Origin of the sequence: Mesorhizobium sp. LSJC280B00 (assembly GCF_000502835.1) — a bacterium.
Taxonomy (GTDB): Bacteria; Pseudomonadota; Alphaproteobacteria; order Rhizobiales; family Rhizobiaceae; genus Mesorhizobium.
In genome coordinates this window covers 121,986-146,684 of sequence record NZ_AYVL01000009.1, presented here as the reverse complement: position 1 = coordinate 146,684, position 24,699 = coordinate 121,986, and the positions used below count along the sequence as shown (strand labels likewise).

Here is a 24,699-nt window from a genome sequence, read left to right as displayed (position 1 = left end):
GACGGATCAATCAGCGCGTTTCTCCATCGCCTCGAGCGCAACCGCGAGGCGCTGCTCCTCACCGTAGTAGCGGGCGCGCTCCCAGAAATGCGGACGGCCGATGCCAGTCGACACGTGCTCGCCCAGCAGCCTGCCGTTCGCGTCCTCGCCCTTGATGTTATAGAGAACGATGTCCTGGGTGATGATGACGTCGCCTTCCATGCCGATCACCTCGGTGATGTGGGTGATACGCCGCGATCCGTCGCGCAGGCGTGCAGCCTGTATGATCACGTCGACGGAGCCGACGACGATTTCGCGCACGGTTTTTTGCGGCAGCGTATAGCCGCCCATGGCGATCATCGACTCTATACGGTTGAGGCATTCGCGCGGGCTGTTCGAGTGGATCGTTCCCATCGAGCCGTCATGGCCGGTGTTCATCGCCTGCAGCAGGTCGAACACTTCGGGTCCGCGCACTTCGCCGACGATAATACGTTCGGGGCGCATGCGCAGACAGTTCTTGACCAGGTCGCGCATGGTCACTTCGCCCTCGCCTTCGAGGTTGGGCGGACGGGTTTCGAGACGCACCACATGCGGCTGCTGCAATTGCAGCTCAGCTGAGTCCTCGCAGGTGATGACGCGTTCTTCGCGGTCGATATAGTTGGTCAGGCAATTGAGCAGCGTCGTCTTGCCTGAGCCGGTACCGCCCGAGATGACAATGTTGCAGCGGACACGCCCGATGATCTTGAGAATCTCGGCCCCTTGCGGAGAAATCGAGCCGAACTTGACCAGCTGGTCGAGCGTCAGCTTGTCCTTCTTGAACTTGCGGATGGTAAGTGCGGTGCCGTCGATAGCCAGGGGCGGTGCGATGACGTTGACACGGGAGCCATCAGGAAGACGCGCATCGCAGATCGGGCTTGATTCATCGACGCGGCGGCCAACCTGGCTGACGATACGCTGGCAGATGTTGAGGAGCTGCTGGTTGTCGCGGAAACGGATGCCGGTCTGCTCGACCTTGCCGTTGACTTCGATGTAGACGTTCTTGGAGCCATTGACCATGATGTCGGCAATATCGTCGCGGGCAAGCAGTGGCTCCAGCGGCCCGTAGCCCAAAACGTCATTGCAGATATCCTCGAGAAGCTCTTCCTGCTCGGCGATGGACATCGCGAAATTCTTGATCGCGATGATGTCGTTGACAATGTCGCGGATTTCCTCGCGCGCGCTTTCGGGATCGAGTTTGGCGAGCTGCGACAGATCTATCGTATCGATGAGTGCGGCGAAGACCTGGCTTTTGGTGTCGTAGTAGGTTTCGCTCTTTTGGCGCTGGATACTTTTCGGCTCCGGGGCCAATGGCGGCGGCTCGACCGCACGGCGAACCGCCGGCGCGGCAGGCGCGCCGGATGGCGGCAGCGCCNGGCGCGCCGGATGGCGGCAGCGCCGCCGACCTGGCAGTTACAGCCGCTTCCACAGGGTTTGCGGCCGCCGGCGCAGCAGGTGCGGGTGCTGGCTGACGGAATTCCGGAATGGTCCGGTTGCCGTCGTCGCTGCCTCTTTTACCAAACATGATCGCTTACCAATTCCACCGCTGAGGCATCACTTCTTGTTGCGCGAAAGCTTGCCGATCAGATTGCCGAGGCCAGCCTTTTTCTTCACCTTGATTTCGCTGCGCCCTGTCAGCACATGGGCGATCTCGTTGATCGTGGCGACAACCGGATTCTTGGCATCCATCTCACCGAGCACACGTCCGTTGTTGGCAGCATTTCCGAACAAAAGCGGCTCGAACGGGATGACCGACATCGGCGAAAGGCCGAGCGATTCGGAGAAGTCGGACGGCGTAATCTCAGGACGTTTCGGCACACCGGCCTGGTTGATCACAAGCTTTGGCGCGGGATCGTTCGGACGAAGCCGCTTCAGCATGTCGACCAGGTTCTTCGTGTTGCGCAGATTGGCCAGTTCGGGCGTCGCCGTGATGACGATCTCGTCGGCCTTGACCAGCGTGTTCTTGGTCCAGCCGGCCCACACGTGGGGAACATCGAGCACGAGGAGCGGCGCGCTACGCTGGGCTATGTCGATAAGCTGGGTGAAGGCGTCGGGATCGAAATCGTAGACCCGCTCCAGGGTCGAAGGGGCCGCAAGCAGCGACAGGTGCTCGGCGCATTGGGCGAGCAGCCGGTCGAGATAGACCTCGTCGACGCGTTCCGGCGAGAAGACTGCCTCGGCAATGCCTTGCGCCGGATCCTGGTCGAAATTGATATTGGCCGTTCCGAAGGCGAGGTCGAGATCGGCGACAACCACTTCGGATTTGAAAAGGGACGACATGGCCCAGGCCACATTATGGGCTATGGTCGAGGAGCCGACGCCGCCTTTGGCGCCGATGAAGGCAATCGAGCGGCCGATCGGCTCCGCTTCCGGATCAACGAAGATCGAAGACACCACGCTGACGATGTCGGCCATCGATACGGGCGCGATGACATACTCGGAAATGCCCGAACGAATGAGTTCGCGGTACAGGCCGACATCGTTGTAGTGGCCGACAACCACCACCTTGGAGGTCGGGTCACAATGCTCGGAGAGCTGGGCGAGTTGTTCAAGCAATAGCTTCGGCTCGCTGCGCGATTCAAGCAGGATCAGGTTCGGTGTCGGCGCCGACTGATAGAATTCGATAGCGGTAGGGATGCCCCCCATATGCACCTTCAGATGGGCCTTGGCCATGCGGCGATCCTCGCCGGCGCGCTCGACCGGATTGGCTACGCCTTCGGTCTCGCAAAATGCCTGGATCGAAATGCGCGGGATCGGCCGCAACGCCTGCATCGCGGCAATATCCTGCTCCGAGGTTTCGCCGCCCGGTACCTCTGTGTCATAGGCAAGATTGCTCATTGTCATCACTTTCCGTGACTTGCGCGGCTTAGGGTTTGTTGAGCCTCAACACTCGTTAATATTCGACTTCCGAATTGCCGAGGAATTCGTCCGAAATACCTCTGTCACGATAGACGTCGATCACCGCGCCGCGATTTTCCGCGTCGATCGGGGTCGGCTTGCGTGGCCCGATCAAATCGGACGGATTGGCCATCTGGGCAGCCAGGTTGTTCTGATACGAACAGCCGAAATCGGCATAGTGCTTGTTTTCCGAAGTCTGCAGCAGGTCTTCGGGCCAGCGCCCGCATTTATCCGTCTGAGCCTTCACCGAGACGTAGGCAACACGGATCGGTGCGGACGCTTCGGCCGAAACAGACTGATAGGACCGCATGGCGATCCGCTTCCGGCTGATGCCGCTGGCTATGGCCAGCCTGGCGAAATCGCGGCCGGCCACGGCCGCTGCGATTTCGTTGGCTGAGCCGCTCGGAATCTCGATCGTCAGCACCGGAGCCGCGCTCCTGTCGTATCCGTCCAGGAAGCCCAGGAGCGTGTCACGCTGGGATCTGGTCATGCCACGGTCGCCGGCGCCGACCGGAAGGTCGATCTTCTGTATCTTCTCGGCTATGACGATCGGATGGGTGGTGCGATAATCGTCCGGTATGGCACCCACCGTGACGCTGTCGCGATTGGCGCAGCCGGCCAGCAATGCCGCCACCGCGATCGCCATAATGGGAACGGCCGGCCGCCAGATTCGCGAATGGACCGACCGCGTCGCGGTGATCGCCCGTGCCTTCGATGCTGCCTTAGACATGACCGCTTCCCCGCTTACTTGTAGATAAAGCCGACAACGCCGTGGTAACGGCCGTTGGGCTTGTCGGTCTGCATGGTGCCGTAGACACGGTTGACGCGGCCAAGGAAGATGCCGGCGCCATCGCTGGCGGCGTTGAAATTGTCATCCGGCTTGGCAAGATCGTTGCGCGCCACCGGCTTCACCAGATAGGGCGTAATGATGATGACGAGCTCGGTCTCGTTGCGAACGAAATCCCTGCTGCGGAACAGCGCGCCAAGCACTGGAATCTTTGTCAGACCAGGTAAGCCGTTGACGGCTTGCCTGAGATCATCGCGGACAAGGCCGGCAATCATCATCGAGCCGCCCGAAGGCAGTTCCACTGTTGTGTCGGCCAAGCGCTTGCGGAGCGACAGGGCATTCATGCCCGGGCTTGTTACGCCTTCGGACAAAGACACAGACCCCTCCGTTGTCGGCTCGGAAACCGAGGTTCTGACTTTCAGGCTGATACGGCCGGGAGACAGCACCACCGGCTGGAATTCCAGGCCAATGCCGTATTCGATCTTCTCGACCGAATACGTCTTCAGACCGGTCTGGTTATCGTTTGATACGGCTTGGGAAACGCTGGTCACCATGTTGTATTCGCCGCCAACCTTGAAGGTCGCCTTCTCGCCGGATACGGCCGTCAATGTTGGTTCGGCGAGGGTTTTCATGACACCGGACTGTTCCATGGCATTGATGTAGGCCTGCAGCGTCGAGCTCCCGATAGAGAGGCCCGAGTTCGACAGCGACTTGCCCAAACCAGTGAAATTGTCGCTTACCGCGCCCCAGCTGATGCCGTTGCTGCTGCCGTTGCCCACCATGTTGACGCCGAGCTGCTTCATCACCGAGCGGCTGACTTCCGCGACCGTTACCTTCAGCGTCACCTGGTCGTCGCCGATGATCTGCAGCAGGTTGACGATCTTGCTGACGCGGCGCTCGGCATCTGGGTTATCGATCGCGACGCCGGCTTCAGCCGAACCGCCGGCAGCGGTCTGCGAATATTGACCCGTGGTCGCCTCGCCGCCGGACACGAAAATGGTTGCCAGATCGGCCGCGCGCTTGGCGTCCAGAGGAGTGTCCACGGTTCCGGTCAGAACGACGTTGTCGTTCAGCAACTCGACCTTGACCTCCGATGACGGGATGAAGCGCTTGATATAATCCTCCAGCCCGGCGACGTCACGTTCGACCGCTAGGTCAAGGCTGACGATCTGCTCGCCATTCGGGCCAAAGACGAAGATATTGGTCTCGCCGACCGCCTTTCCAAACAGATAGATGCGCCTGGCGGTGCGGGTCACCGCGTCGGCTACAGCGGGGTTGGCGACGAGAATGTCGTAGGCATCGCTCGGGAGGTCGATGACCACCGACTTGTTCAGTCCGAGCTTGACCCGCTGGGTGGCGGTCGAAGCCGTCACCCTGGCGTTGTCGCCTGCTGCGCTGGCACAGAGAACGCCATATGCATTCGTTCCAAGGAAAAGCAGGCCGATCGCCGCAGCCAGCGTGACCGGCAATTTGGTTTTTAGCCTCATTTCCTCGCCCCCACTTCGGAAACTTCGCCCGACTTGATCAACCGCACGGTTCCGCGCCGGCCATTGCCGGAAACCAGGTAATCGGCTTCGCCCACATTCTTGTCCTGACTGTCCTTGATCGAGCGCAGCGCCAATGTCAGGCGATCCGCCATCTGCTGTGCGACGGTGATGATCTCGGACTGCTGCGGCGTCAGTTCCAGGGTGGCGGTCTGGCCAACCCTGGTCTTCTTACCTTCCTCGTCCTCCTGAATGGTCTGGTCGATCGCCAGGACGCGAATGTTCTTCAGGATAGTTTCGGTCGTGAAGCCCGGACCACCGCCATTGGCGGGATCGGCTCTGCGGGTCATGATGACGTCGACGAAATCGTTGGGAAGAATAAAGCCACCGGCCGAGGTGTCGGCCGAGATGCTTGTGGCAACGGCCCGCATGCCGGAGGGCAGGATCGACGACATGAAGCTTTGCCCTTCACCGATCAGCTTCGAGCGCCGCAGCGGCTCGCCGGCGTAGAGCGCCACGCGAGCGACGGCGCCCTTCAGCTTGTCCAGCGCTTCAGGCTCGGCGGCGCGGGTGATGAAATTTGCGTTGATGCCGGCGGACGGCCATGACTCCCAGGAAATGTTGTTTTCAAGCGGACTGCCCATCGGAACGTCGCCGGAAAGAACAAGCACATCCTGCAGCGCGATCGCCGGCGCCTGAGGACCGGAATCGACAACCGGAGGCGGCGGAGCCACGACCATGTTCTTCGCGACATAGCCTGCACCACCGGCCGCGGCTATCGCCACGCTCAGAATAATCAATCGGGATGCTGGCATCTGTCCGAACCTCGCCTTGGCAAACCACGTAGCCAAGCGGGACTTTGCAGCGGCAATCGTCAAAACAAGGTTAATGTTATACTTACGATCGTGATTAATTTAACGTTTACATAAATTGGACCGACAAGCCCGGCCCGAAGGAAAACGTGGCCAACTCGCCTGCTCGGCGCCAACCGCGTAAAGCGAAATTCAGCCCGCCAGCCTGGTAAGTGCCCAGGCCATCAATGGCGAGTCGGAATAGGTGAGCAGACCGCCAATGCCAAGCGCGATGCCGTACGGAACGCCGGTCGCCTCATCGGCGAAATGGCGCAGGAACGGATTGTGGCTTGTGACGGCGGCAAGCGGCGATTTTCGATAGGCGAGGATGGCTAGCGTCAGCAGTCCGCCGATGAATGTCGAGGCGACGAGGTATTCGATGAGATGGATGTTCAGTCCCATCCACATGGCAGTGGCAGCCAGAAGCTTGGCGTCGCCGCCGCCCATGCCGCCCAGCGCGAACAGGCCGAACGTCACCGCGAGAACCAGGCCGGCGGCGGCGAAATGCCAGCCATAGGTGGCCCAGTCCATGCCGGTCAAAGGCGCAACCAAGGCGAAGACAACCACAAGCAACACCGGCACGCGATTGGCGATCGTCATCGAAAGCATGTCGGAGATCGCGGCAAAAAGCATGCAGAACGGAAACACGACGAAGATCACGGCTTCAAGCATCGGCGCGCCTATGACCCAATTGCATCTAGCCCCAGCCTAATCCTATTCGATTAACGACTGATGAGGCCTAAATTTCAAATCATGCGAGGACTAAATAAGGGCCGCCAGTGCGGCGGCCCTTATTTCAGAACAACCGAACCCGTTACGGTCAGCTACCGTTCACCTTAGTGGAGATGGCGGTGAACTTGGCGTTCAGCGAGTTGCCGAGCTGGCCGGCGCCGACCATGATGGCGAGTGCGATAAGAGCGGCGATCAGACCGTATTCGATAGCGGTCGCGCCGGATTCGTCCTTCACAAAACGTGCGATGAGGTTAGACATTCGAGCTCCTACTCCAATTGTTACAGCACTTCCGTCAACTTCTCTTGGTGGCTGATCGGATACTGCGAATCTAAGGAGAAGCTGTTTCAATCGGCTTAATAAACAGGCTTACCGATTCCTTTCCCGCTTCGACGACATTGCGTGGTTAACCCAGAACTAAAATACCCGCCGCTAGGCCCCCGGGCTGACAAAAGGCGCAAGAGGCGCAATTCGGCAAAGACGTTCCAGCCGTGCCGGCTAGGCCCAATGCCGGTTCCGGCTTGGTCCTGAACTCCAGCCGCTTAACGGTTGGTTCACCAATCTCATTCATGTTCCGTTGAACAGTTTGCCAGGGGGCGCCTCAATGGCCGGGCCGAGATCATCATTTCCAGTTGCCGTGCTTTTTGCCGCAGCGGCTTTCGCCTTTCCAGCCAGGGCCGGCGCCGGCATCGAGGTGACGATGAACCAGGCAAAGATCATCAAATTGTCGCGCGCCGCCGATACGATTGTCGTCGGCAATCCGGCGATCGCCGACGCCTCCGTGCAGGATGCATCGACGATCGTACTGACCGGCAAGGGATTTGGCGTCACCAATCTCGTCGTCCTCGACCAGGAGGGCAACCCGATCGTCGATGAGCAAATAACCGTCGTACGCCAGGCAGCGTCGTCGGTGCGCATCTATCGGCGTTCCGAAGTACAGACCATGTCCTGCGCGCCATATTGCGAAAGCTCGTATAAGAGCGATGCCGAGAAGGCCTCTGAAGCCGAAATGAGCGCCGCGCATTAGTAGCCGACGTCTCCGTCTTTGGCGAGTACGTGCTTCGGTTATCGCCGGGTTAAGGCCTTCCCGTTGAATTTAACGGTCATTCCAACCGGACTTCAATCGGTTCCGACTAAGGGTGGGACCGATACAGAAGCGGCATCGGCGGGCAGAGGACATGAGCAAGGCAGGACGAGCAGGTTCTCCAAGACGGTTTTTGGGCGACCGCCGCGGAAGCACGGCGATCGAATTCGCCATGCTTGCAATTCCTTTCGCGCTTCTTGTCTTCGCCATCCTGGAGAGCTGCATTTCTTTTGCCGCACAGGAAGTGATGGCAAACGCAACCGACGACATCGCGCGCCAGCTGCGTACCGGCCAACTAAGACCGGCCGATGTGTCCGGCACCAAGCTGCGGGATATGATCTGCACCAAATTGGAGATCATGGTCGCCAAGACCTGTCCCGGATTGCTGGTGGACTTGCGCGAATATCCGACCTTCGCCGATGCGGCGCTGGCCGGTTTCAAGATCCAGGATGGCGACGTCGTGCTGACCAAGGGCACGAGCACACAGACCTTCACCGTCGCACCTGGCCTGGCGGAGTCGAGAAACATGCTGCGTGTTTTTTACAAATGGCCGGTGATGACCGACTTCATGGCCAAATCGATGGCCAACCTGAAGGACGGCAAAACGCTGCATTTTGCTTCGATCACTTGGCAGAACGAGCCGTTCGACAACTGAACCACGTAGTCGCTTGAAAAGGGCAAAGCCATGATTCGTGCGGGGGCACAGCTGGGCATCGCAGGGATTTGTACAAGAGCAGTCCGGCTTTGCTCGGACCGCCGCGGTATTGCGGCTGTCGAGTTTGCCCTCATCGTGCCTGTCTTGTTGATCATGTACTTTATGACAATGGAGGCCTCGCAAGCCATCGAGACCAGCAAGAAGGTCAGCCGCATCGGCAGCATGGTAGCGGACCTCGTCACGCAGCAGCAGACCGTCAAGGCGGCCGATGTCGATGCCATCATGGCGATCGGCAGTTCCACGCTCCAGCCCTACAACCGCTCGAAACCGAAGATCATTATCACGGCGATACAGGTGACCAACGAGACGACGCCGAAAGTCCTGGTCGTGTGGTCGCGCAAACTGGTCGATGGCGTCTCTAGCGTCGACGCGGTCAAGGATTCCACCACAACGGTCCCGAGCGCGCTCAAGATCAAAGGCACGTTCCTCATTCGGGTCGAAAGCGATCTCGCCTACAAGCCAATCATCACCTGGTCGGCGGACGGCCAAAGCCGGTTCGGGTTGAGCTCGGTCTTCAATTCGATATCGATGGCGGAAACTTATTATCTGCGGCCGCGCAGGAGCCCGACCATTCCGTGCAGCGATTGCTGACGCCTGAAGCCCGCTAACCGGTCTGTTGCTATTGCTTGCGACCGCGGGCCGAGACTAGACGCACGATGGCTGCAGCCAGCACGCAGTCCCTCGGACCGGCAACGGTTCGGCGACGATACCGATACGGAACGTTCCGATAACATCGCGCCAATCGGCTCGCGCCAGGTTTGTGCAAGACGCATCCAGCAGCAAAGCCAGTACGGCGGCGAATGCTGTCAGGGCAAGCCTCATGCGAGCTCCGCGCCGCGCATTTCCATCCGCAGATCGACCATGCCGCGATTCGTCTCTCCGGGACCAGCACGCCAAGCCGTGCCGTTGGGTTTCCGAATTGCCAATGGCGGCGCGGAACCCTATGTCTGAGCCAACGCACAGGCAATGATGAACCTTTCGATGGCACGCGCCTTCCTTTTTGTCCTCGACTCCTTCGGCATCGGCGGCGCGGCCGATGCCGAACGTTATGGCGACACCGGCTCCAATACGTTCGCACACATCGCGCGGGCCTGCGCAGAAGGCCGCGCCGATCGCGAAGGCCTGCGTGCCGGACCCCTTCTTGTACCAAACATGTTCGCGCTCGGCCTCGGCCAGGCCGCGGCAACGGCGACGGGTTTCAGGTTCGAGAATGGCAGTGCCCCGCTTAGCGCCGCCTTTCACGGCGCGGCCCAAGAGGTTTCGAGCGGCAAGGACACGCCATCGGGCCATTGGGAAATAGCCGGCCTGCCGGTCCGTTTCGACTGGGGTTACTTCCCAGACAAGATTCCCGCCTTTCCGGCCGAGTTGACCGAAGCAATGGTGCGTGAAGGGAAGGTGCCTGGCATCCTCGGCAATTGCCATGCTCCGGGCACCGAGATTATCGAACGGTTCGGCGAAGACCATATCCGCACCGGCAAGCCGATCTGCTACACCTCGATCGACTCCGTCCTGCAGATCGCCGCGCACGAGGTTCATTTCGGCCTGGAACGGCTTTACGAGTTCTGCAAAGTGGTGCGCAGGCTCGTCGATCCGCTGAATATCGGCCGCGTCATCGCGCGGCCGTTTATCGGTGAAACCGCCGCCACGTTCGAGCGAACGCATAATCGTCGCGACTATGCCGTACCGCCGCCGGAACCGACGCTGCTCGACCGGCTGACGGCGCGCGGCAGCCGGGTTATCGCGATCGGCAAGATCGGCGACATTTTCGCCCATCGGGGGATCTCGGAAGTCCGCAAGGCTGCCGGCAACATGGCGATGTTCGACAAAACGCTTGGTGCCATGGAAGACGCCCGCGACGGCGACCTCGTCTTCGCGAACTTTGTCGACTTCGACACCGAGTTCGGGCATCGGCGCGACGTTGCGGGGTATGCCGCCGCACTCGAAGCTTTCGACCGGCGCCTGCCCGAGGCATTCGCACGGCTGAGGCCAGGCGATCTGCTCATTTTGACCGCCGATCACGGCAACGATCCGACGTGGCGCGGCACCGACCACACGCGCGAGCGTATTCCGATTATCGGGACACGGCCGGGTTTCAAAGGCGCAGACATCGGACTGAGGACAACATTTGCCGACATTGGCGAAACCGTGGCCGAACATCTCGGGCTGGCGCGCGGCCGTCACGGCACCTCCTTCCATGCCACGATAGGTGGCCATGCCTGAGCTGCCGGAGGTAGAGACAGTCAGGCGCGGTCTGCAGCCGGCCCTTGAAGGTGCCCGCATTGTCGGTGTCGAGGCACGCCGGCCGGATTTGCGGTTTCCGTTCCCCGAGAGATTTTCGGAGCGGCTGACCGGCAAGACGATTGCGGCGCTCGGCCGCCGTGCCAAATATCTGACAATGCACATGGACAACGGCCCGGTTCTGATCTGCCATCTCGGCATGTCGGGTTCGTTTCGCATCGAAACGGCCGACGAGAGCGCAACGCCCGGCGCGTTCCACCACGAACGTTCGAAAAACAATGCTCACGATCACGTCGTCTTCGACATCGCATCCCCTGCCGGCGTCCGCTCTCGCGTGATCTTCAACGACCCGCGCCGCTTCGGGTTCATGCTGTTTTCGGAAGGCGAGCCCGACATGCATCCGATGCTGGCGGGATTAGGCGTCGAGCCTACAGGCAACGCACTGGACGGCGCGCTGCTCGCTTCGTTGCTGAAAGGTCGCAAGTCACCGCTGAAAGCGGCACTTCTGGACCAGAGGCTGATTGCCGGGCTAGGCAATATCTACGTCTCGGAAGCGCTTTGGCGGGCCGGCCTGTCGCCGCTGCGCGAAGCGGGCACCCTCGCGAGAGCCGGCAAGAAAGCCAAAGAGCAGAGCGAACGCCTGGCCGAAGCAATCCGCTCGGTCGTCGCCGATGCGATCGCCGCCGGCGGCTCGTCGTTGCGCGATTATATGCAGACCGATGGATCGCTGGGCTACTTCCAGCATTCCTTCGCGGTTTACGATCGCGAGGGGGAAGCCTGCTCCAAGCCTGGTTGTGGCGGCCACATCGAGCGTATCGTGCAAAGCGGTCGTTCGACTTTCCACTGCCGGGCCTGTCAGGCTTGAACCAGAAGCGAGGAGGAGCAAAGCATGGGCTATGAAACCATCATCGTCGAAACCCGCGGCAAGGTCGGGCTGATTACGCTGAACCGGCCGCAGGCGCTCAACGCGCTGAATTCACAAGTGCTGGCGGAACTGGTCGCGTCGGTGAATAGCATGGGCGCCAATGCCGACATCGGCGCCATGGTCATCACTGGTTCGGAAAAGGCTTTCGCGGCAGGTGCCGATATCAAGGAAATGCAGTCCATCTCCTATGTGGATGCCTATCTGCAGGATTTCTTCGTCGGCTGGGAAGAATTTACGCGGGCACGAAAGCCGATCATCGCGGCGGTGGCGGGCTATGCGCTGGGGGGCGGCTGCGAACTGGCGATGATGTGCGACTTCATCATCGCCGCCGACACCGCCAAATTTGGCCAACCCGAGATCACGCTGGGCGTCATGCCCGGCATGGGCGGATCGCAGCGCCTGACCCGCTTTGTCGGCAAGTCGAAGGCGATGGATATGTGCCTGACGGGTCGAATGATGGACGCAGCCGAGGCCGAGCGTTCCGGCCTTGTCTCGCGCGTGGTGCCAGCCGGCGAGTTGATCGAGGAAGCGCTTAAGGCAGCGTCCAAGATCGCTGGTTTTTCCTTGCCGTCGGTGATGATGGCAAAGGAGGCCGTCAACCGCGCCTATGAGACGACGCTCACCGAGGGTCTGCGGTTCGAGCGCCGGCTGTTTCATTCGCTGTTTGCGCTGGATGACCAGAAGGAAGGCATGGCGGCCTTCACCGGCAAGCGGAAGCCGAATTTCACGAACCGATGAGATGACGAAGGCGCCGGTCAAAAAGAAAGCGCTGCAGCGTTGACGCGCCGGAAAAGCTGAACTATAAGCCGCACCAATCGAGGCGGCCCTGTGGCTGCCCGTTTGTTTTTTGCGCCCTGCGGTATCCCGCAAGCGCCCACCAGATCAGAAGAGAGGCACCATGGCCAATACCTCCTCGGCCAAAAAGGCAACGCGCAAGATCGCCCGTCGCGCAGCGATCAACAAGAACCGCCGCTCCCGCGTCCGGACCTACATCCGCCAGGTCGAAGAGGCGCTCGCAGCTGGCGACAAGGCGGCCGCACAGGCTGCCTTCAAGGTGGCCGAGCCGGAATTGATGCGCGCCGCGACCAAGGGCGTGGTGCACAAGAACACGGCATCGCGCAAGGTGTCGCGGCTGGCCCAACGGGTCAAGGTGCTGTCGGCCTAATATACCTTTTCCTGAACTGCGCTTCTTCAAACCCGGCCAATCGCGCCGGGTTTTTTTCGTTTGCCGGCAAGTACTTAAAAGAAAGCCCGCAAAATGGCGCTCCGCGGGCATTTCAAAGTTCGAAATGCTTTGCCGGCATATACATGCCTGCTGATATTCGCAGCCTTCGAAACCGCCAATGCGAAAATTTCCGAGCGTCACAGATTACCTTTTCTTTTCAGAAGCTTACCGATGGTGATCCACAGCTTGTTCACATCAGCTGCGGCCGATAGGCGACAATTGGCTGTCAAGTGAATTATTTCAGAAAATTTCGCGTTGTGTGGCCTTTTTCATATTCGCCGGAAAAGGGTTTGAATCACAATGGCTTTGTCAAAATCAACTGTTGCAGCATGGCGTTCGAAACGTCCCTTGCTAGTCAGATTCCTTAAAAATCCGTTAGGGGTGGCCTTGCCCTATCCACAGCGATTTCGGTAATGTCTGTCCATCGAAGGGACGGGCCCTTGGCCCTTGACCAGCCTGAAACCGGCCAGCTCAAATTGGCAGAGTTTACACCGCGGATTCAACTCCGCGGACGGGGTTGGTTTGTCTTTTCGATACGGTAGGGGACTGGCGTAATTGTACATGGCAGGTCGACGGTGCGCCGGCGGTTTTTCGCCGGACGGCATTTTGTTGCCCTGACATGACCAAAGCGGATCGGCTCTTCGGCGCCGGACCGACAACGAGGCGATTCATCAGCCGGCGGCGGCGATGGTGTCGCAGCGAAGACACGGTCGCCGGAAACATGGATGCAGGAGGCGCATCCCCGGCGGAAAACAGGTACAAGAGACAAGGAACTCGATCATGCAGAGCGGCGGCATCGAAAGGGAGCTTACAGGCGACCTCCCATTTCCTGGAACGTTAATCGGAAGGAACGACATGGCGGCTTCCAATGAAGCTGAACAGAAGTTCGATCGGGTCAAGGCCCAGTTGAAGGCGCGTCTGGGAACCGAGGTCTATTCGAGCTGGTTCGGGCGCATGAAGGTCGCTGAATCCTCTAAGGGCATTGTCCGCATCTCAGTGCCAACCGCATTCCTGCGTTCATGGATCAACGGCCACTATCTCGATCTCATCACCGAGTTGTGGAAGCACGAGGATCCGGAGATCCTCAAGATCGAGATCGTGGTTCGCACCGCCACACGGCAGGGCCGCAACAGCGTCGAGCCAGAAGTGGCCCCGGCGCGCAAGATGACCAGGCAGACGCAAACCGCGCTCTCTGCGGGCACGGCGAGCCCCAGTAGGGTCGAACGGGTCCCGGTACCCCGCCCGGGGATGCCGGCAGAAACCGAGTTCCGGCACAATGTTCTCGGTTCGCCACTCGATCCACGCTATACTTTCACCTCCTTCATCGAAGGACCATCGAACCGAGTGGCTTTTGCCGCCGCCAAGGCGGTCGCGGAATCGCAGTCGAGCGCGGTGCGTTTCAATCCGCTCTTTCTTCACGCGACGGTCGGGCTGGGCAAAACGCACCTGTTGCAGGCGATCGCCGCAGAATCGCTGAAGCAGAATCCGAAATCGCGGGTCGTCTATCTGACGGCTGAGTATTTCATGTGGCGGTTCGCCACCGCGATCCGCGACAACAACGCACTGACGCTGAAAGAACAGCTGCGCGACATCGACCTCCTCATCATCGACGACATGCAGTTCCTGCAGGGCAAGTCGATCCAGCACGAATTCTGCCATTTGATCAACATGCTGCTCGACAGCGCCAAGCAAGTGGTGGTCGCTGCCGACCGGCCGCCGTCGGAATTGGAGTCGCTGGAGCCACGCGTCCGCTCGCGCCTCAACGGCGGCGTCGCGCTGGAAATGTCAGCCCCGGATTTCGCCATGCGTATCGGTATGCTCAAGCTCAGGCTTGCCACCGCCAAGCTCGACGATGCGTCGCTCGATATTTCCGAAGAGATCCTCAACCACGTCGCCCGCACGGTGACCGGCAGCGGACGCGAGCTCGAAGGTGCCTTCAACCAGCTTTTGTTTCGCCAATCCTTCGAACCGCAGATCACCATCGACCGCATCGACGAGATCCTTGGCCACATCTATCGTTCGGGCGAACCCAAGCGGGTGCGTATCGAGGACATCCAACGCATCGTCGCGCGCCACTACAACGTGTCGAAGACCGAACTTCTGTCCAACCGGCGCACACGCACCATCGTCAAGCCACGGCAGGTCGCCATGTATCTGTCGAAGGTGATGACGCCGCGCTCGCTGCCGGAGATCGGGCGGCGGTTCGGCGGTCGTGACCATACGACCGTGCTGCATGCGGTGCGCAAGATCGAGGATCTTTCCGGTGCCGACAACACACTGGCGCAGGAACTCGAATTGCTGAGAAGGCTGATCAACGACCAGGCCTGACGGCCCGAAAAACGCCGGCTCGCGGACTCCGGCCTTTTTATCCCCAGAAAGCCCGTGCAGCCGGTCCGAACCGGTGGCGCGGGCTTGCGTTTGCCGGGTTTTTCCTGTCAGTTTACGCAGATTCTGAGCCTGTTCAGACCTTTCGCGGGGCGCCGCTTGCCGGAGACCCGTTCATTCATTCAAGCGAGCCTGTTTCGTCATGCGTGTTATCCTGGAACGGTCAAATCTCCTGAAGTCGCTCAACCATGTTCACCGCGTGGTCGAGCGGCGCAATACCATTCCGATCCTGTCGAACGTGCTGCTCAGCGCCGAGGGGGCCAGCCTTGAAATGAAGGCGACCGACCTCGACCTGGAGGTGACCGAAGCAACGCCGGCAAAGGTCGAACGTGGCGGGGCGACGACGGTCCCGGCACATCTGCTCTATGACATCGTGCGCAAGCTTGCCGACGGCGCGGAGGTGGCGCTGAAGACCGACGAAGACGGCAACGCCATGACGGTGACGTCGGGGCGCTCGAGCTTCCGCCTGCAATGCCTGCCGCAGTCCGACTTTCCCGAGCTTTCAGCCGGGTCGTTCTCGCATATTTTCCGGCTCGATTCCGTCGGACTAAAGGGCCTCATCGAAAAGACCCAGTTCGCCATCTCGACCGAGGAGACGCGCTATTATCTGAACGGCATTTATCTGCACACGCACGAGGCCGGCGGCAAGCTGAAGCTGCGCTCTGTCGCGACCGACGGCCACCGGCTGGCGCGCGCCGAGATCGATGCGCCGGCAGGCTCTGAGGGCATGCCTGGCGTCATAATCCCGCGAAAGACGGTCAGCGAGCTGCAAAAGCTGGTCGACGATCCCGATGTTGCAGTCACCACCGAGTTGTCCGACACCAAGATCCGTTTCACCATCGGCAGCGTTATCTTGACCTCCAAGCTGATCGACGGCACTTTCCCGGACTACCAGCGCGTCATTCCGACCGGCAACGACAAGAAGCTGATTATCGATCGCCAGAGTTTCGCCGCTGCCGTCGATCGCGTTTCGACCATTTCGTCCGAACGCGGCCGGGCGGTGAAGCTTTCGATCGCCGAAGGGCAGGTCACGCTTGCGGTCAACAACCCGGATTCGGGCAGTGCCACCGAGGAACTGGCGGCCGACTATTCCTCCGATCCGATCGAAATCGGCTTCAACGCCAAATACCTGCTCGACGTTGCCGCGCAACTGACCGGCACGGAGGCGAAGTTCATGCTGGCGGATGCCGGTTCCCCGACGCTGATCCACGACATGGCCGACGAGACCGCGCTCTACGTGCTGATGCCGATGCGGGTGTAGGGCCCGAACGGGGCCATCTTGCTGTCGTGACCAGATCTGCAAAACCGCAGCAGACGTACATAAGTAAGCTCACACTTACGAATTTCCGCAACTATGCGGCGTTGGCAATCGACCTTGATCCCGGCGCTGTGGTTTTCTCCGGCGACAATGGCGCCGGCAAGACCAATCTGCTTGAAGCGATCTCGCTGCTCACGCCGGGCCGCGGCCTGCGCCGCGCACCCTATTCCGAGGTGGCGCGCGAAGGCGGCGACGGTGGCTTTGCGCTGCATGCCCGGCTTGACGGGCCGGAAGGCCAGGTCGAGATCGGTACCGGAATATCGGGCAGCGACGGCGAAGCCGGCCGGCGGGTGCGGATCAACGGCGCGACGGCACGCTCAGCCGAAGACATGCTGGAATGGCTGCGCGTGGTCTGGCTGACACCGGCGATGGACGGCCTGTTCCCCGGGCCGGCTGCCGACCGCCGGCGCTTCCTAGACCGGCTGGTGCTGGCGATCGATCCTGGCCACGGCCAGCGCGCGCTTGACTACGAAAAGGCAATGCGCGGCCGCAACAGACTGCTCGCCGACGGTTCACGCGACGGTGCCTGGTTCGATGCGATCGAGATGCAAATGGCCGAGACCGGCGTGGCGATTGCCGCGGCGCGTGCCGAACTGGTGCGCCTGCTCGCCGCCATGATCGACCGGCTGCCCGGCGACGGACCGTTTCCGCAAGCCGACATCGGCATCTCTGGCGAACTGGAAGGCGAACTCGGTATTTTGCCGGCCGTCGACGTAGAGGAACGGTTCCGTCGTGCGCTTGCCCAGGGGCGCGACCGCGACCGCACCGCCGGACGCACGCTCGACGGCCCGCACCGTTCCGACCTCGTGGTGCGCCACCGGCCCAAGGCGATGCCGGCCGAGCTCTGTTCGACCGGCGAGCAGAAGGCGCTGCTGGTCGGCATTGTCTTGTCGCATGCGCGGCTAACCGGCGAGATGTCGGGCATGACACCGATCCTGCTGCTCGACGAGATCGCCGCCCATCTCGACGGCGGTCGACGGGCGGCCTTGTTCTCGATCCTGGAGGAACTAAACTGCCAGGCCTTCATGACCGGGACCGATGCCGCGTTGTTTGACAGCCTCAAGGGACGCGCGCAATTCCTGACCGTCGATCACGGCAAGGTCGGGCCGACCATTTGAATTTCGTCCATGGCGCATTTCTGAGCTGCATGCATTGACGCCTGACAAGCTTTTTCCTCCGTTATATGGTCCGGCGATGATCACAGCCGCCCTCACCGATGAAGAGCTCGAACGCTACGCCCGCCACATCGTGCTGCCCGAGATCGGCGGCGCCGGCCAGCAGCGGCTGAAGCGGGCGCGGGTGCTCGTCATTGGCGCCGGCGGATTGGGAGCGCCGGTGCTCGAATATCTCGCCGCCGCAGGGATTGGCACTCTCGGTATCGTCGACGACGACATCGTTTCGCTTTCCAACCTGCAACGACAAGTGATCCACGCCACGGGCGATGTCGGGGTGGCGAAAACCGACAGCGCCAGAGCGGCGATCATCCGCATCAATCCAAACGTCGTCGTGGAAGAGCACAATTTCAGGCTGACCGTGGACAACGCCCCTACCCTCATTGCCCGTTATGACATCGTCGTTGACGGCTCCGACAATTTCGAGACACGCTACGCGGTGGCCGACGCCTGCGCCGCGGAAAGCCGGCCGCTCGTGCATGCCGCCGTTGGCCGCTTCGACGGCTCGGTCACCGTACTGAAGCCATTCGAAACCGGCCCGGACGGCAAGTTGAACCCAAGCTACCGCGATCTCTTTCCCGAGGCGCCGCCGCCGGGACTGGTGCCATCCTGCGCGGTGGCCGGCATTGTCGGCGCGCTGACCGGGGTCATCGGCACGCTGCAAGCCATGGAAGCGATCAAGCTGATCACCGGGATTGGCGAGCCGCTGGTCGGACGACTGCTGCTCTACGATGCGCTGGCGGCACGCTTCGACACGATCCGCTACAAGCGAACCAGCCCGTGAGCCTGCCTGCCGACGTTTCCACCGTGCAGCTTGCGGCCGATTTCGACCGTTGGGACGAGGTGCTGGCGCTGGTCATGCGGGCCTTCGCCTTTATGGACGGGGTTATTGACCCGCCGTCCTCGGCGCATCGGCTCACCGTTGAAAATCTCAGGGCTAGAGCGCTGGAGGAGACAGCATTCCTGGCGCTGAAGGAAAACGAGATCGTCGGTTGCGTCTTCATCCTGAAGCGCGCAGACGAGCTCTATGTTGGAAAGCTCGCGGTCGAGCCGGTTCTTCAGGGACAAGGCATTGGAAAACAGCTGATGCAGGCCGTCGAAGATCTTGCCCGCAGCCACAACAGGACCGCCATCGAGCTCCAGACCCGGATCGAGCTGACCGGAAATCACGCAGCCTTTGCCCGCCTCGGTTTTCGTGAAACCGAACGGACAGCGCACAAGGGCTACGAGCGGCCGACCTCAATCACCATGCGCAAGGCGTTTTCGTAAGCCAACGCTATCCAACGACGAACGCGCGGTTGCCGCGGCAAGACCGTGTCGGCGTGACGGCAGGTCACGCCCTCAACGGCAGCACGCGGTCGGGCGGGCGATGACCATCGAAGAAGGCGCGGATATTGATGATCACCTTCTCGCCCATGTCGATACGGCCTTCGAGCGTCGCCGAACCCATATGCGGCAACAGCACGACCTTGCCTTTGTGGGCAAGCTTCAGCAGCTTGCTGTTCAGCGCCGGCTCGTGCTCGTAGACGTCGAGGCCGGCGCCGGCGATCTTGCCGTCATGGATGAGCTTGATCAGCGATTCCTCATCGATGATATCTCCGCGCGCGGTGTTGACTATGTAAGCGGACGGTTGCAGAAGCGCCAGCCGCCGTGCCGAAAGCAGATGGAAAGTTGCCGGTGTCGATGGGCAATTGACCGAGATAATGTCCATACGGGCAAGCATCTGGTCGAGGCTTTCCCAATACGTGGCTTCCAACTCCTCCTCGATTGCCGGCAGCACGCGGTGGCGGTTGTGGTAGTGGATCGAGAGGCCAAAGGCCTTGGCGCGCCTGGCGACGGCAGTGCCGATGCGACCCATGCCGACAATGCCGAGCCGTTTGCCCCAGATGCGACGGCCGAGCATCCAGGTCGGCGACCAGCCCGCCCATTTCTTATCGCCGGTCAGCACGTTGGCGCCTTCGGCCAGCCGCCGCGGTACGGCCAGCATCAGCGCCATGGTCATGTCGGCCGTATCTTCGGTCAACACGTTCGGCGTGTTGGTGACGGTGATGCCTTTCTTGGCCGCTGCCGCAACGTCGATCTTGTCGACGCCATTGCCGAAGTTGGCGATCAGCTTGAGGTTGTCGCCGGCCTGGGCAATCAGCGCCGCGTCGATATTGTCGGTCACAGTCGGCACCAGCACGTCGGCCTCCTTGACCGCCGCCACCAGTTCCGGCTGCGTCATCGGCCTGTCCTCCACATTCAAGCGGGCGTCGAACAACTCGCGCATGCGGGTCTCGACTAGGTCGGGCAACTTGCGCGTGATGACGACGAGGGGCTTCTTTTTGCCTGCCATTGTTTCCTCGAACTCGATCTCGTTGAGACCTCTTTAACCAAGAACGGCGAAACTGAGAGCCGATCGCGGTACCGGTCATCCATGTAACAAGCGGTTCCGCCGAAGACAAAGAAAAATGGGCGCGAAGGCCGATGGGTGGGCGCCGAAAGGAACGAAAGTGTCTGGTTTCGCGTCGCTCCGCCTGACCCTCAGTGCAGCATTCCTCGGCGCTCTCATCCATAGCCCACTGGTGATGGCGCAAAGTGCCGCCGCACCCGCCCAGAGCGTCACGCTCGGACCAAGCGGCTTGCCGCTGCCGCGCTTCGTCAGCCTGAAATCCGGCCGCGTCAACTCGCGCGTTGGGCCGGGCGTCAATTATTCCGTCGACTGGATGTATATGAAGCCAGGCCTGCCGATGGAGATCATCCAGGAGTTCGATACGTGGCGCCGTGTGCGTGATGCCGACGGCTCGGAAGGCTGGATCAATCAGTCGCTGCTTTCGGGCCGTCGCACGGCGATCGTCGCCCCCTGGCAGCGCGGCAAGGACGCTCGCGTCAACCTCCTTGACGACCCGGCAAAAGATGCAGGCGTCATCGCGATCCTCGAACCGGGGGTAATGGGCACGATCAAGTCCTGCGATGGCCAATGGTGCGAAATGACCTTCGACGGCCATACCGGCTGGCTCGCACAGTCGCTCGTCTGGGGTGCCTATCCCGGCGAAAAGGTCAAGAACTGACCTTTCCGAACCGGAGGTCAGGCCAGCGCTGCAAGCACCGGATCGGCATTTGTTTCGCTGATCTTCGGTTCGGGGATGGTTTAGCGGCCGATGCGGCCGAGATGGGTATCCTGGAAACTGCTCGACAGCTTCAAACCATAGCCCAGAGCGCGGTCGATGGCGATGTGGGCGATCCAGATCAGCGCGACAGCTATCGCCATTGCATTGTCAAAGACGCTGCCGACAAGCGCCAGCAGAACGGGCAAGATCAGTATGTGCAAGGCGTTGTAGGCGACGGCGCCGACGCGCGGCCCGGCCATGTAACCCAGCATCGACAGGTCGGGCGCCAGAATGAGCACGGCAAACAGCCACCAGGAAACACCGGCGATTGCATAGAAGACAAGAGCCGCCACCGCGACGGCGACCCATTCGAGCCGGAGCGTCAAATCCAGGAATTTCATAAGGCGCCGGTCAGTCGCAGCGTTTCGGACGCAGTCTCACCACGATATCGACATTGGCGATCTCCATGCCCTCCGGCGGTTCCGGCAGGTTGGAAACCGTCACCGGGCCGCTGTCGATATCGAAGATCCTGTTTTCGCCCTCGATATAGAAATGATGGTGATCGGAGGTGTTGGTGTCGAAATAAGTCTTCGATCCCTCGACGGCAAGGATGCGCAGAAGACCGGCCTGGGTAAACTGGTGCAGAGCATTGTAGACGGTGGCCAGAGACACCGGCACGCCGGCGGCAAGCGCCTCCTCGTGCAGTTCCTCGGCCGAAAGATGGCGGTCGCCCTTGGCGAAAAGCAGATCGGCCAGCGCGATGCGCTGGCGTGTCGGCCTCAGACCGGCCTCGCGAACCCGCTTGTCCACAGCGACATTATCCTTCCGGCAACCCAGATCCATCTATCCGTCGCGCTCACAGTTCCGCCTCAGACAGGTCCAAAATGGCAGAAATTGAGCATCTGCCGAAACTGGACGTGTCCTGACATATATTCTGTCGACCGAATGCGATCAATAGCGCGCATTGACCCGGGCAGACGGGCAGGTTAAGCGCAAGCGCCGGTTTCCGGCCTGAAACAGATTGTGTTAGGAAACCACCGACAAGGGCGCCTATCGCCCGGGACGATCACGGGGACGAGATTGATGGCGGGTTCGAAATCCAGCTACGGTTACGAGGAATTGCTTGCCTGCGCCCGCGGCGAGCTGTTCGGACCGGGAAATGCGCAGCTGCCCTATCCGCCGATGCTGATGTTCGACCGCATCACCGAGATCAGCGAGACCGGCGGTGCGTTCGACAAGGGTTTCATCCGCGCGGAATTCGATATCAAGCCGGATTTGTGGTTTTTCGCCTGCCATTTCATCGGTAATCCGATCATGCCAGGATGCCTAGGCCTGGACGCCATGTGGCAGTTGACGGGGTTCTATCTCGGATGGCTCGGTGAACCCGGCAAGGGGATGGCGCTGTCGACCGGTGAGGTGAGGTTCAAAGGCATGGTCACGCCTTCGGTCAAGAAGGTGGAGTATGGCGTCGACTTCAAGCGAGTGATGCGCGGTCGGCTTGTGCTTGGCATCGCCGATGGCTGGCTGAAGGCAGATGGCGAGCCCATATACGCGGCAACGGATCTGAAGGTCGGTCTGTCCAAGCAATCGGCCGCCGTCTGAAACGAAGACCCTACAGTACGACGTCTTTGACGTCTGATGAACGCTGTAGCACTTTAATTTTGCGCATGGTTCCATTCCGGAAATTGATTTCAGGTTCGGGGTCCGCGCTGGAAGGAGTTGCGAATGAGACGGGTCGTAGTCACAGGTCTCGGCATCGTGTCGTCGATAGGCAACAATGCCAACGAGGTGCAGACCTCGCTGCACGATGCCAGATCCGGCATCAGCTTCTCCGACTCTTTCGCCGAGCATGGCTTCCGTTGCCGGGTGTGGGGTGCGCCGACGCTGGACCCATCGGGCATGATCGACCGTCGCGCCATGCGGTTCCTGTCGCAGGGTGCTGCCTGGAACCATGTCGCAATGGACCAGGCGATCGCAGACGCCGGCCTCGACGAGGCCGACATCACCAACGAGCGCACCGGTATCGTGATGGGCTCCGGCGGACCGTCGACCCGTGCAATCGTCGAGGCGGCCGAGACCACGATCAAAAACGGCAGCCCCAAGCGGATCGGGCCGTTCGCGGTGCCAAAAGCGATGTCGTCGACCGCGTCGGCGACGCTTGCCACCTGGTTCAAGATCCACGGCGTCAACTATTCGATCTCATCGGCCTGCTCGACGTCTGCGCATTGCATCGGCAATGGCTACGAGCTGATCCAGTGGGGCAAGCAGGACATCGTCTTCGCCGGCGGCCATGAGGATCTCGACTGGACGATGTCGGATCTCTTCGATGCCATGGGCGCCATGTCGTCCAAGTTCAACGACAGGGCATCGGTCGCCTCACGCGCCTACGACGTCGATCGCGACGGTTTCGTCATTGCCGGCGGCGCCGGCGTGCTGATTCTTGAAGAGCTCGAGCATGCCAAGGCACGCGGCGCCAAGATCTATGCCGAGATCGTCGGCTATGGCGCGACATCGGACGGCTACGACATGGTGGCGCCGTCGGGCGAAGGCGCGGCGCGCTGCATGAAGCAGGCGCTCGCAACGGTGTCCTCGCCGGTCGACTACATCAATACGCACGGCACCTCGACGCCGGTCGGCGACTCCAAGGAAATGGGCGCCATCCGCGAGGTGTTCGGCGAGAAGATGCCTTTCATCACGTCGACCAAATCGCTAACCGGCCATTCTCTGGGCGCCGCCGGCGTGCAGGAATCGATCTACTCGATCCTGATGATGCAAGGCGGCTTCATCGGCGAGAGCGCCCACATTGAGAACCTCGATCCGGAATTCGAGGGCATGCCGATCGTGCGCAAGCGCATCGACGATGCAAGGATCGACACCGTTTTGTCCAATTCGTTCGGTTTCGGTGGCACCAACGCAACGCTGATTTTCCAGCGCTATTCCGCATAAGGATTTGCCGACCATGGACGGATTGATGAAGGGCAAGCGCGGGCTTGTCATGGGTGTTGCCAACGATCATTCGATCGCCTGGGGTATCGCCCGCAAACTGTCCGAACATGGCGCGGACCTCGCCTTCACCTATCAGGGCGAGGCCTTCGGGCGCCGGGTCAAGCCGCTCGCCGAGAAATTGGGCGCATCCCTGGTGGTGCCTTGCGACGTCGAGGACAGCGTGTCGGTCGCCGCGACTTTCGAGACTTTGGGGAAGGCGTGGGGCGGGCTGGATTTCGTCGTCCATGCCATCGGCTTTTCCGACAAGAACGAGCTGAAAGGCCTCTACGCCGACACGAGCCGCGACAACTTCATCCGCACAATGGTGATCTCCTGCTACTCCTTCACCGAGATCGCCCGTCACGCCGCCACATTGATGAAGGATAGCGGTTCGATGATCACGCTGACCTATGCTGGTTCGGTCCGTGTCATGCCGAACTACAACGTTATGGGTGTCGCCAAGGCGGGGCTGGAGGCCAGCGTCCGCTATCTCGCCAACGACTACGGCCCGCGCGGCATCAGGGTGAACGGCATATCGGCGGGACCGGTACGGACGCTTGCGGGCGCCGGGATTTCCGACGCACGCCACATGTTCTCCTACCAGCAGCGCAACTCGCCGCTACGTCGTACAGTGACGATCGACGAAGTCGGCGGCTCCGCGCTCTATTTGCTGTCCGACCTGTCATCCGGCGTCACCGGCGAAATCCACTATGTCGATTCCGGCTATCACATCGTTTCCATGCCGACGCTTGACGAATTGAAGCAGACCGACGGCGGGCGGGAATAGCGCGAGCGACG

General features: G+C 60.9%; 25 protein-coding genes and 1 pseudogene. 16 read left to right on the top strand and 10 right to left on the bottom strand.

The features are described from left to right. Window positions 1-6 precede the first annotated feature (6 nt). The 7 genes and pseudogenes from X773_RS55055 to X773_RS55025 form a co-directional block, all read right to left on the bottom strand. Window positions 7-1,540: pseudogene (locus tag X773_RS55055) on the bottom strand (CpaF family protein). Window positions 1,541-1,569: 29 nt separating this feature from the next. Continuing rightward, window positions 1,570-2,853, bottom strand: coding sequence for a CpaE family protein (locus X773_RS55050; protein ID WP_023676934.1), 1,284 nt, complete (start codon window positions 2,851-2,853; stop codon window positions 1,570-1,572). A 55-nt stretch (window positions 2,854-2,908) separates the two neighbouring features. After that, the gene (locus tag X773_RS55045; RefSeq protein ID WP_023676933.1) at window positions 2,909-3,643 is read right to left on the bottom strand and encodes a CpaD family pilus assembly protein; all 735 of its coding nucleotides are present in this window, start codon (window positions 3,641-3,643) and stop codon (window positions 2,909-2,911) included. 14 nt (window positions 3,644-3,657) lie between these two features. Beyond that, the gene (locus X773_RS55040) at window positions 3,658-5,187 is read right to left on the bottom strand and encodes a type II and III secretion system protein family protein (RefSeq protein ID WP_023676932.1); all 1,530 of its coding nucleotides are present in this window, start codon (window positions 5,185-5,187) and stop codon (window positions 3,658-3,660) included. Continuing rightward, window positions 5,184-5,999: a Flp pilus assembly protein CpaB gene (gene cpaB / locus X773_RS55035; RefSeq protein WP_023676931.1), complete on the bottom strand. Its 816-nt coding sequence runs from the start codon at window positions 5,997-5,999 to the stop codon at window positions 5,184-5,186. Before cpaB ends, X773_RS55040 begins: the two co-directional genes overlap by 4 nt. Before the next feature lie 189 nt (window positions 6,000-6,188). Beyond that, window positions 6,189-6,707: a prepilin peptidase gene (locus tag X773_RS55030; protein ID WP_023676930.1), complete on the bottom strand. Its 519-nt coding sequence runs from the start codon at window positions 6,705-6,707 to the stop codon at window positions 6,189-6,191. A gap of 148 nt (window positions 6,708-6,855) precedes the next feature. Then, window positions 6,856-7,026: a Flp family type IVb pilin gene (locus X773_RS55025; RefSeq protein WP_023676929.1), complete on the bottom strand. Its 171-nt coding sequence runs from the start codon at window positions 7,024-7,026 to the stop codon at window positions 6,856-6,858. Between the two features lie 343 nt (window positions 7,027-7,369). Here X773_RS55025 and X773_RS55020 point away from each other — a divergent pair, with 343 nt between their 5' ends. The 12 genes from X773_RS55020 to X773_RS54965 all read left to right on the top strand — a co-directional run bounded on the left by X773_RS55020 (window position 7,370) and on the right by X773_RS54965 (window position 19,096). Beyond that, on the top strand, window positions 7,370-7,792 hold the full coding sequence (locus X773_RS55020) for a pilus assembly protein N-terminal domain-containing protein (RefSeq protein WP_023676928.1): 423 nt from the start codon (window positions 7,370-7,372) through the stop codon (window positions 7,790-7,792). Window positions 7,793-7,943: 151 nt separating this feature from the next. Then, window positions 7,944-8,504, top strand: a complete 561-nt coding sequence (locus tag X773_RS55015) for a TadE/TadG family type IV pilus assembly protein (protein ID WP_023676927.1) — start codon at window positions 7,944-7,946, stop codon at window positions 8,502-8,504. A 30-nt stretch (window positions 8,505-8,534) separates the two neighbouring features. After that, on the top strand, window positions 8,535-9,155 hold the full coding sequence (locus X773_RS55010; protein WP_023676926.1) for a TadE/TadG family type IV pilus assembly protein: 621 nt from the start codon (window positions 8,535-8,537) through the stop codon (window positions 9,153-9,155). 390 nt (window positions 9,156-9,545) lie between these two features. Next, on the top strand, window positions 9,546-10,784 hold the full coding sequence (locus X773_RS55005; RefSeq protein WP_023676925.1) for a phosphopentomutase: 1,239 nt from the start codon (window positions 9,546-9,548) through the stop codon (window positions 10,782-10,784). Then, the gene (mutM, locus tag X773_RS55000) at window positions 10,777-11,667 is read left to right on the top strand and encodes a bifunctional DNA-formamidopyrimidine glycosylase/DNA-(apurinic or apyrimidinic site) lyase (protein WP_023676924.1); all 891 of its coding nucleotides are present in this window, start codon (window positions 10,777-10,779) and stop codon (window positions 11,665-11,667) included. The genes X773_RS55005 and mutM overlap by 8 nt, the downstream gene beginning before the upstream one ends. Before the next feature lie 24 nt (window positions 11,668-11,691). After that, window positions 11,692-12,465, top strand: coding sequence for an enoyl-CoA hydratase (locus X773_RS54995; protein ID WP_023676923.1), 774 nt, complete (start codon window positions 11,692-11,694; stop codon window positions 12,463-12,465). 160 nt (window positions 12,466-12,625) lie between these two features. Next, the gene (rpsT, locus tag X773_RS54990; protein ID WP_023676922.1) at window positions 12,626-12,892 is read left to right on the top strand and encodes a 30S ribosomal protein S20; all 267 of its coding nucleotides are present in this window, start codon (window positions 12,626-12,628) and stop codon (window positions 12,890-12,892) included. A 915-nt stretch (window positions 12,893-13,807) separates the two neighbouring features. Then, window positions 13,808-15,280: a chromosomal replication initiator protein DnaA gene (gene dnaA / locus X773_RS54985; protein ID WP_023676921.1), complete on the top strand. Its 1,473-nt coding sequence runs from the start codon at window positions 13,808-13,810 to the stop codon at window positions 15,278-15,280. Window positions 15,281-15,479: 199 nt separating this feature from the next. Next, window positions 15,480-16,598, top strand: a complete 1,119-nt coding sequence (gene dnaN / locus X773_RS54980; RefSeq protein ID WP_023676920.1) for a DNA polymerase III subunit beta — start codon at window positions 15,480-15,482, stop codon at window positions 16,596-16,598. Window positions 16,599-16,624: 26 nt separating this feature from the next. Beyond that, a complete protein-coding gene (gene recF, locus X773_RS54975; protein WP_023676919.1) occupies window positions 16,625-17,773 on the top strand; it encodes a DNA replication/repair protein RecF in 1,149 nt (382 codons plus the stop codon). Between the two features lie 76 nt (window positions 17,774-17,849). Next, window positions 17,850-18,611, top strand: a complete 762-nt coding sequence (locus tag X773_RS54970) for a molybdopterin-synthase adenylyltransferase MoeB (protein ID WP_031211813.1) — start codon at window positions 17,850-17,852, stop codon at window positions 18,609-18,611. After that, window positions 18,608-19,096: a GNAT family N-acetyltransferase gene (locus X773_RS54965; RefSeq protein WP_023676917.1), complete on the top strand. Its 489-nt coding sequence runs from the start codon at window positions 18,608-18,610 to the stop codon at window positions 19,094-19,096. The genes X773_RS54970 and X773_RS54965 overlap by 4 nt, the downstream gene beginning before the upstream one ends. 64 nt (window positions 19,097-19,160) lie before the next feature. Here the strand turns inward: X773_RS54965 and X773_RS54960 are convergent, their stop codons facing one another. Next, a complete protein-coding gene (locus X773_RS54960) occupies window positions 19,161-20,162 on the bottom strand; it encodes a D-glycerate dehydrogenase (RefSeq protein WP_023676916.1) in 1,002 nt (333 codons plus the stop codon). 157 nt (window positions 20,163-20,319) lie between these two features. On the opposite strand from X773_RS54960, the gene X773_RS54955 reads away from it, so the two are divergent. Then, complete coding sequence (locus tag X773_RS54955; RefSeq protein ID WP_023676915.1) at window positions 20,320-20,877, top strand: SH3 domain-containing protein; 558 nt, start codon at window positions 20,320-20,322, stop codon at window positions 20,875-20,877. An 80-nt stretch (window positions 20,878-20,957) separates the two neighbouring features. Here the strand turns inward: X773_RS54955 and X773_RS54950 are convergent, their stop codons facing one another. Beyond that, complete coding sequence (locus X773_RS54950; RefSeq protein WP_023676914.1) at window positions 20,958-21,317, bottom strand: DUF4260 domain-containing protein; 360 nt, start codon at window positions 21,315-21,317, stop codon at window positions 20,958-20,960. Window positions 21,318-21,327: 10 nt separating this feature from the next. Further along, the gene (gene irrA, locus X773_RS54945) at window positions 21,328-21,759 is read right to left on the bottom strand and encodes an iron response transcriptional regulator IrrA (RefSeq protein ID WP_023676913.1); all 432 of its coding nucleotides are present in this window, start codon (window positions 21,757-21,759) and stop codon (window positions 21,328-21,330) included. A gap of 240 nt (window positions 21,760-21,999) precedes the next feature. Between irrA and fabA the strand changes: the two genes are divergently transcribed. From fabA to fabI, 3 genes are all read left to right on the top strand, one after another. After that, a complete protein-coding gene (gene fabA, locus X773_RS54940; RefSeq protein WP_023676912.1) occupies window positions 22,000-22,518 on the top strand; it encodes a 3-hydroxyacyl-[acyl-carrier-protein] dehydratase FabA in 519 nt (172 codons plus the stop codon). Window positions 22,519-22,641: 123 nt separating this feature from the next. Continuing rightward, window positions 22,642-23,862 (top strand): beta-ketoacyl-ACP synthase I, encoded by a 1,221-nt coding sequence (gene fabB, locus X773_RS54935; protein WP_023676911.1) that lies wholly within the window; start codon window positions 22,642-22,644, stop codon window positions 23,860-23,862. Between the two features lie 13 nt (window positions 23,863-23,875). Next, window positions 23,876-24,688: an enoyl-ACP reductase FabI gene (gene fabI, locus X773_RS54930; protein WP_023676910.1), complete on the top strand. Its 813-nt coding sequence runs from the start codon at window positions 23,876-23,878 to the stop codon at window positions 24,686-24,688. Window positions 24,689-24,699: the final 11 nt, after the last annotated feature.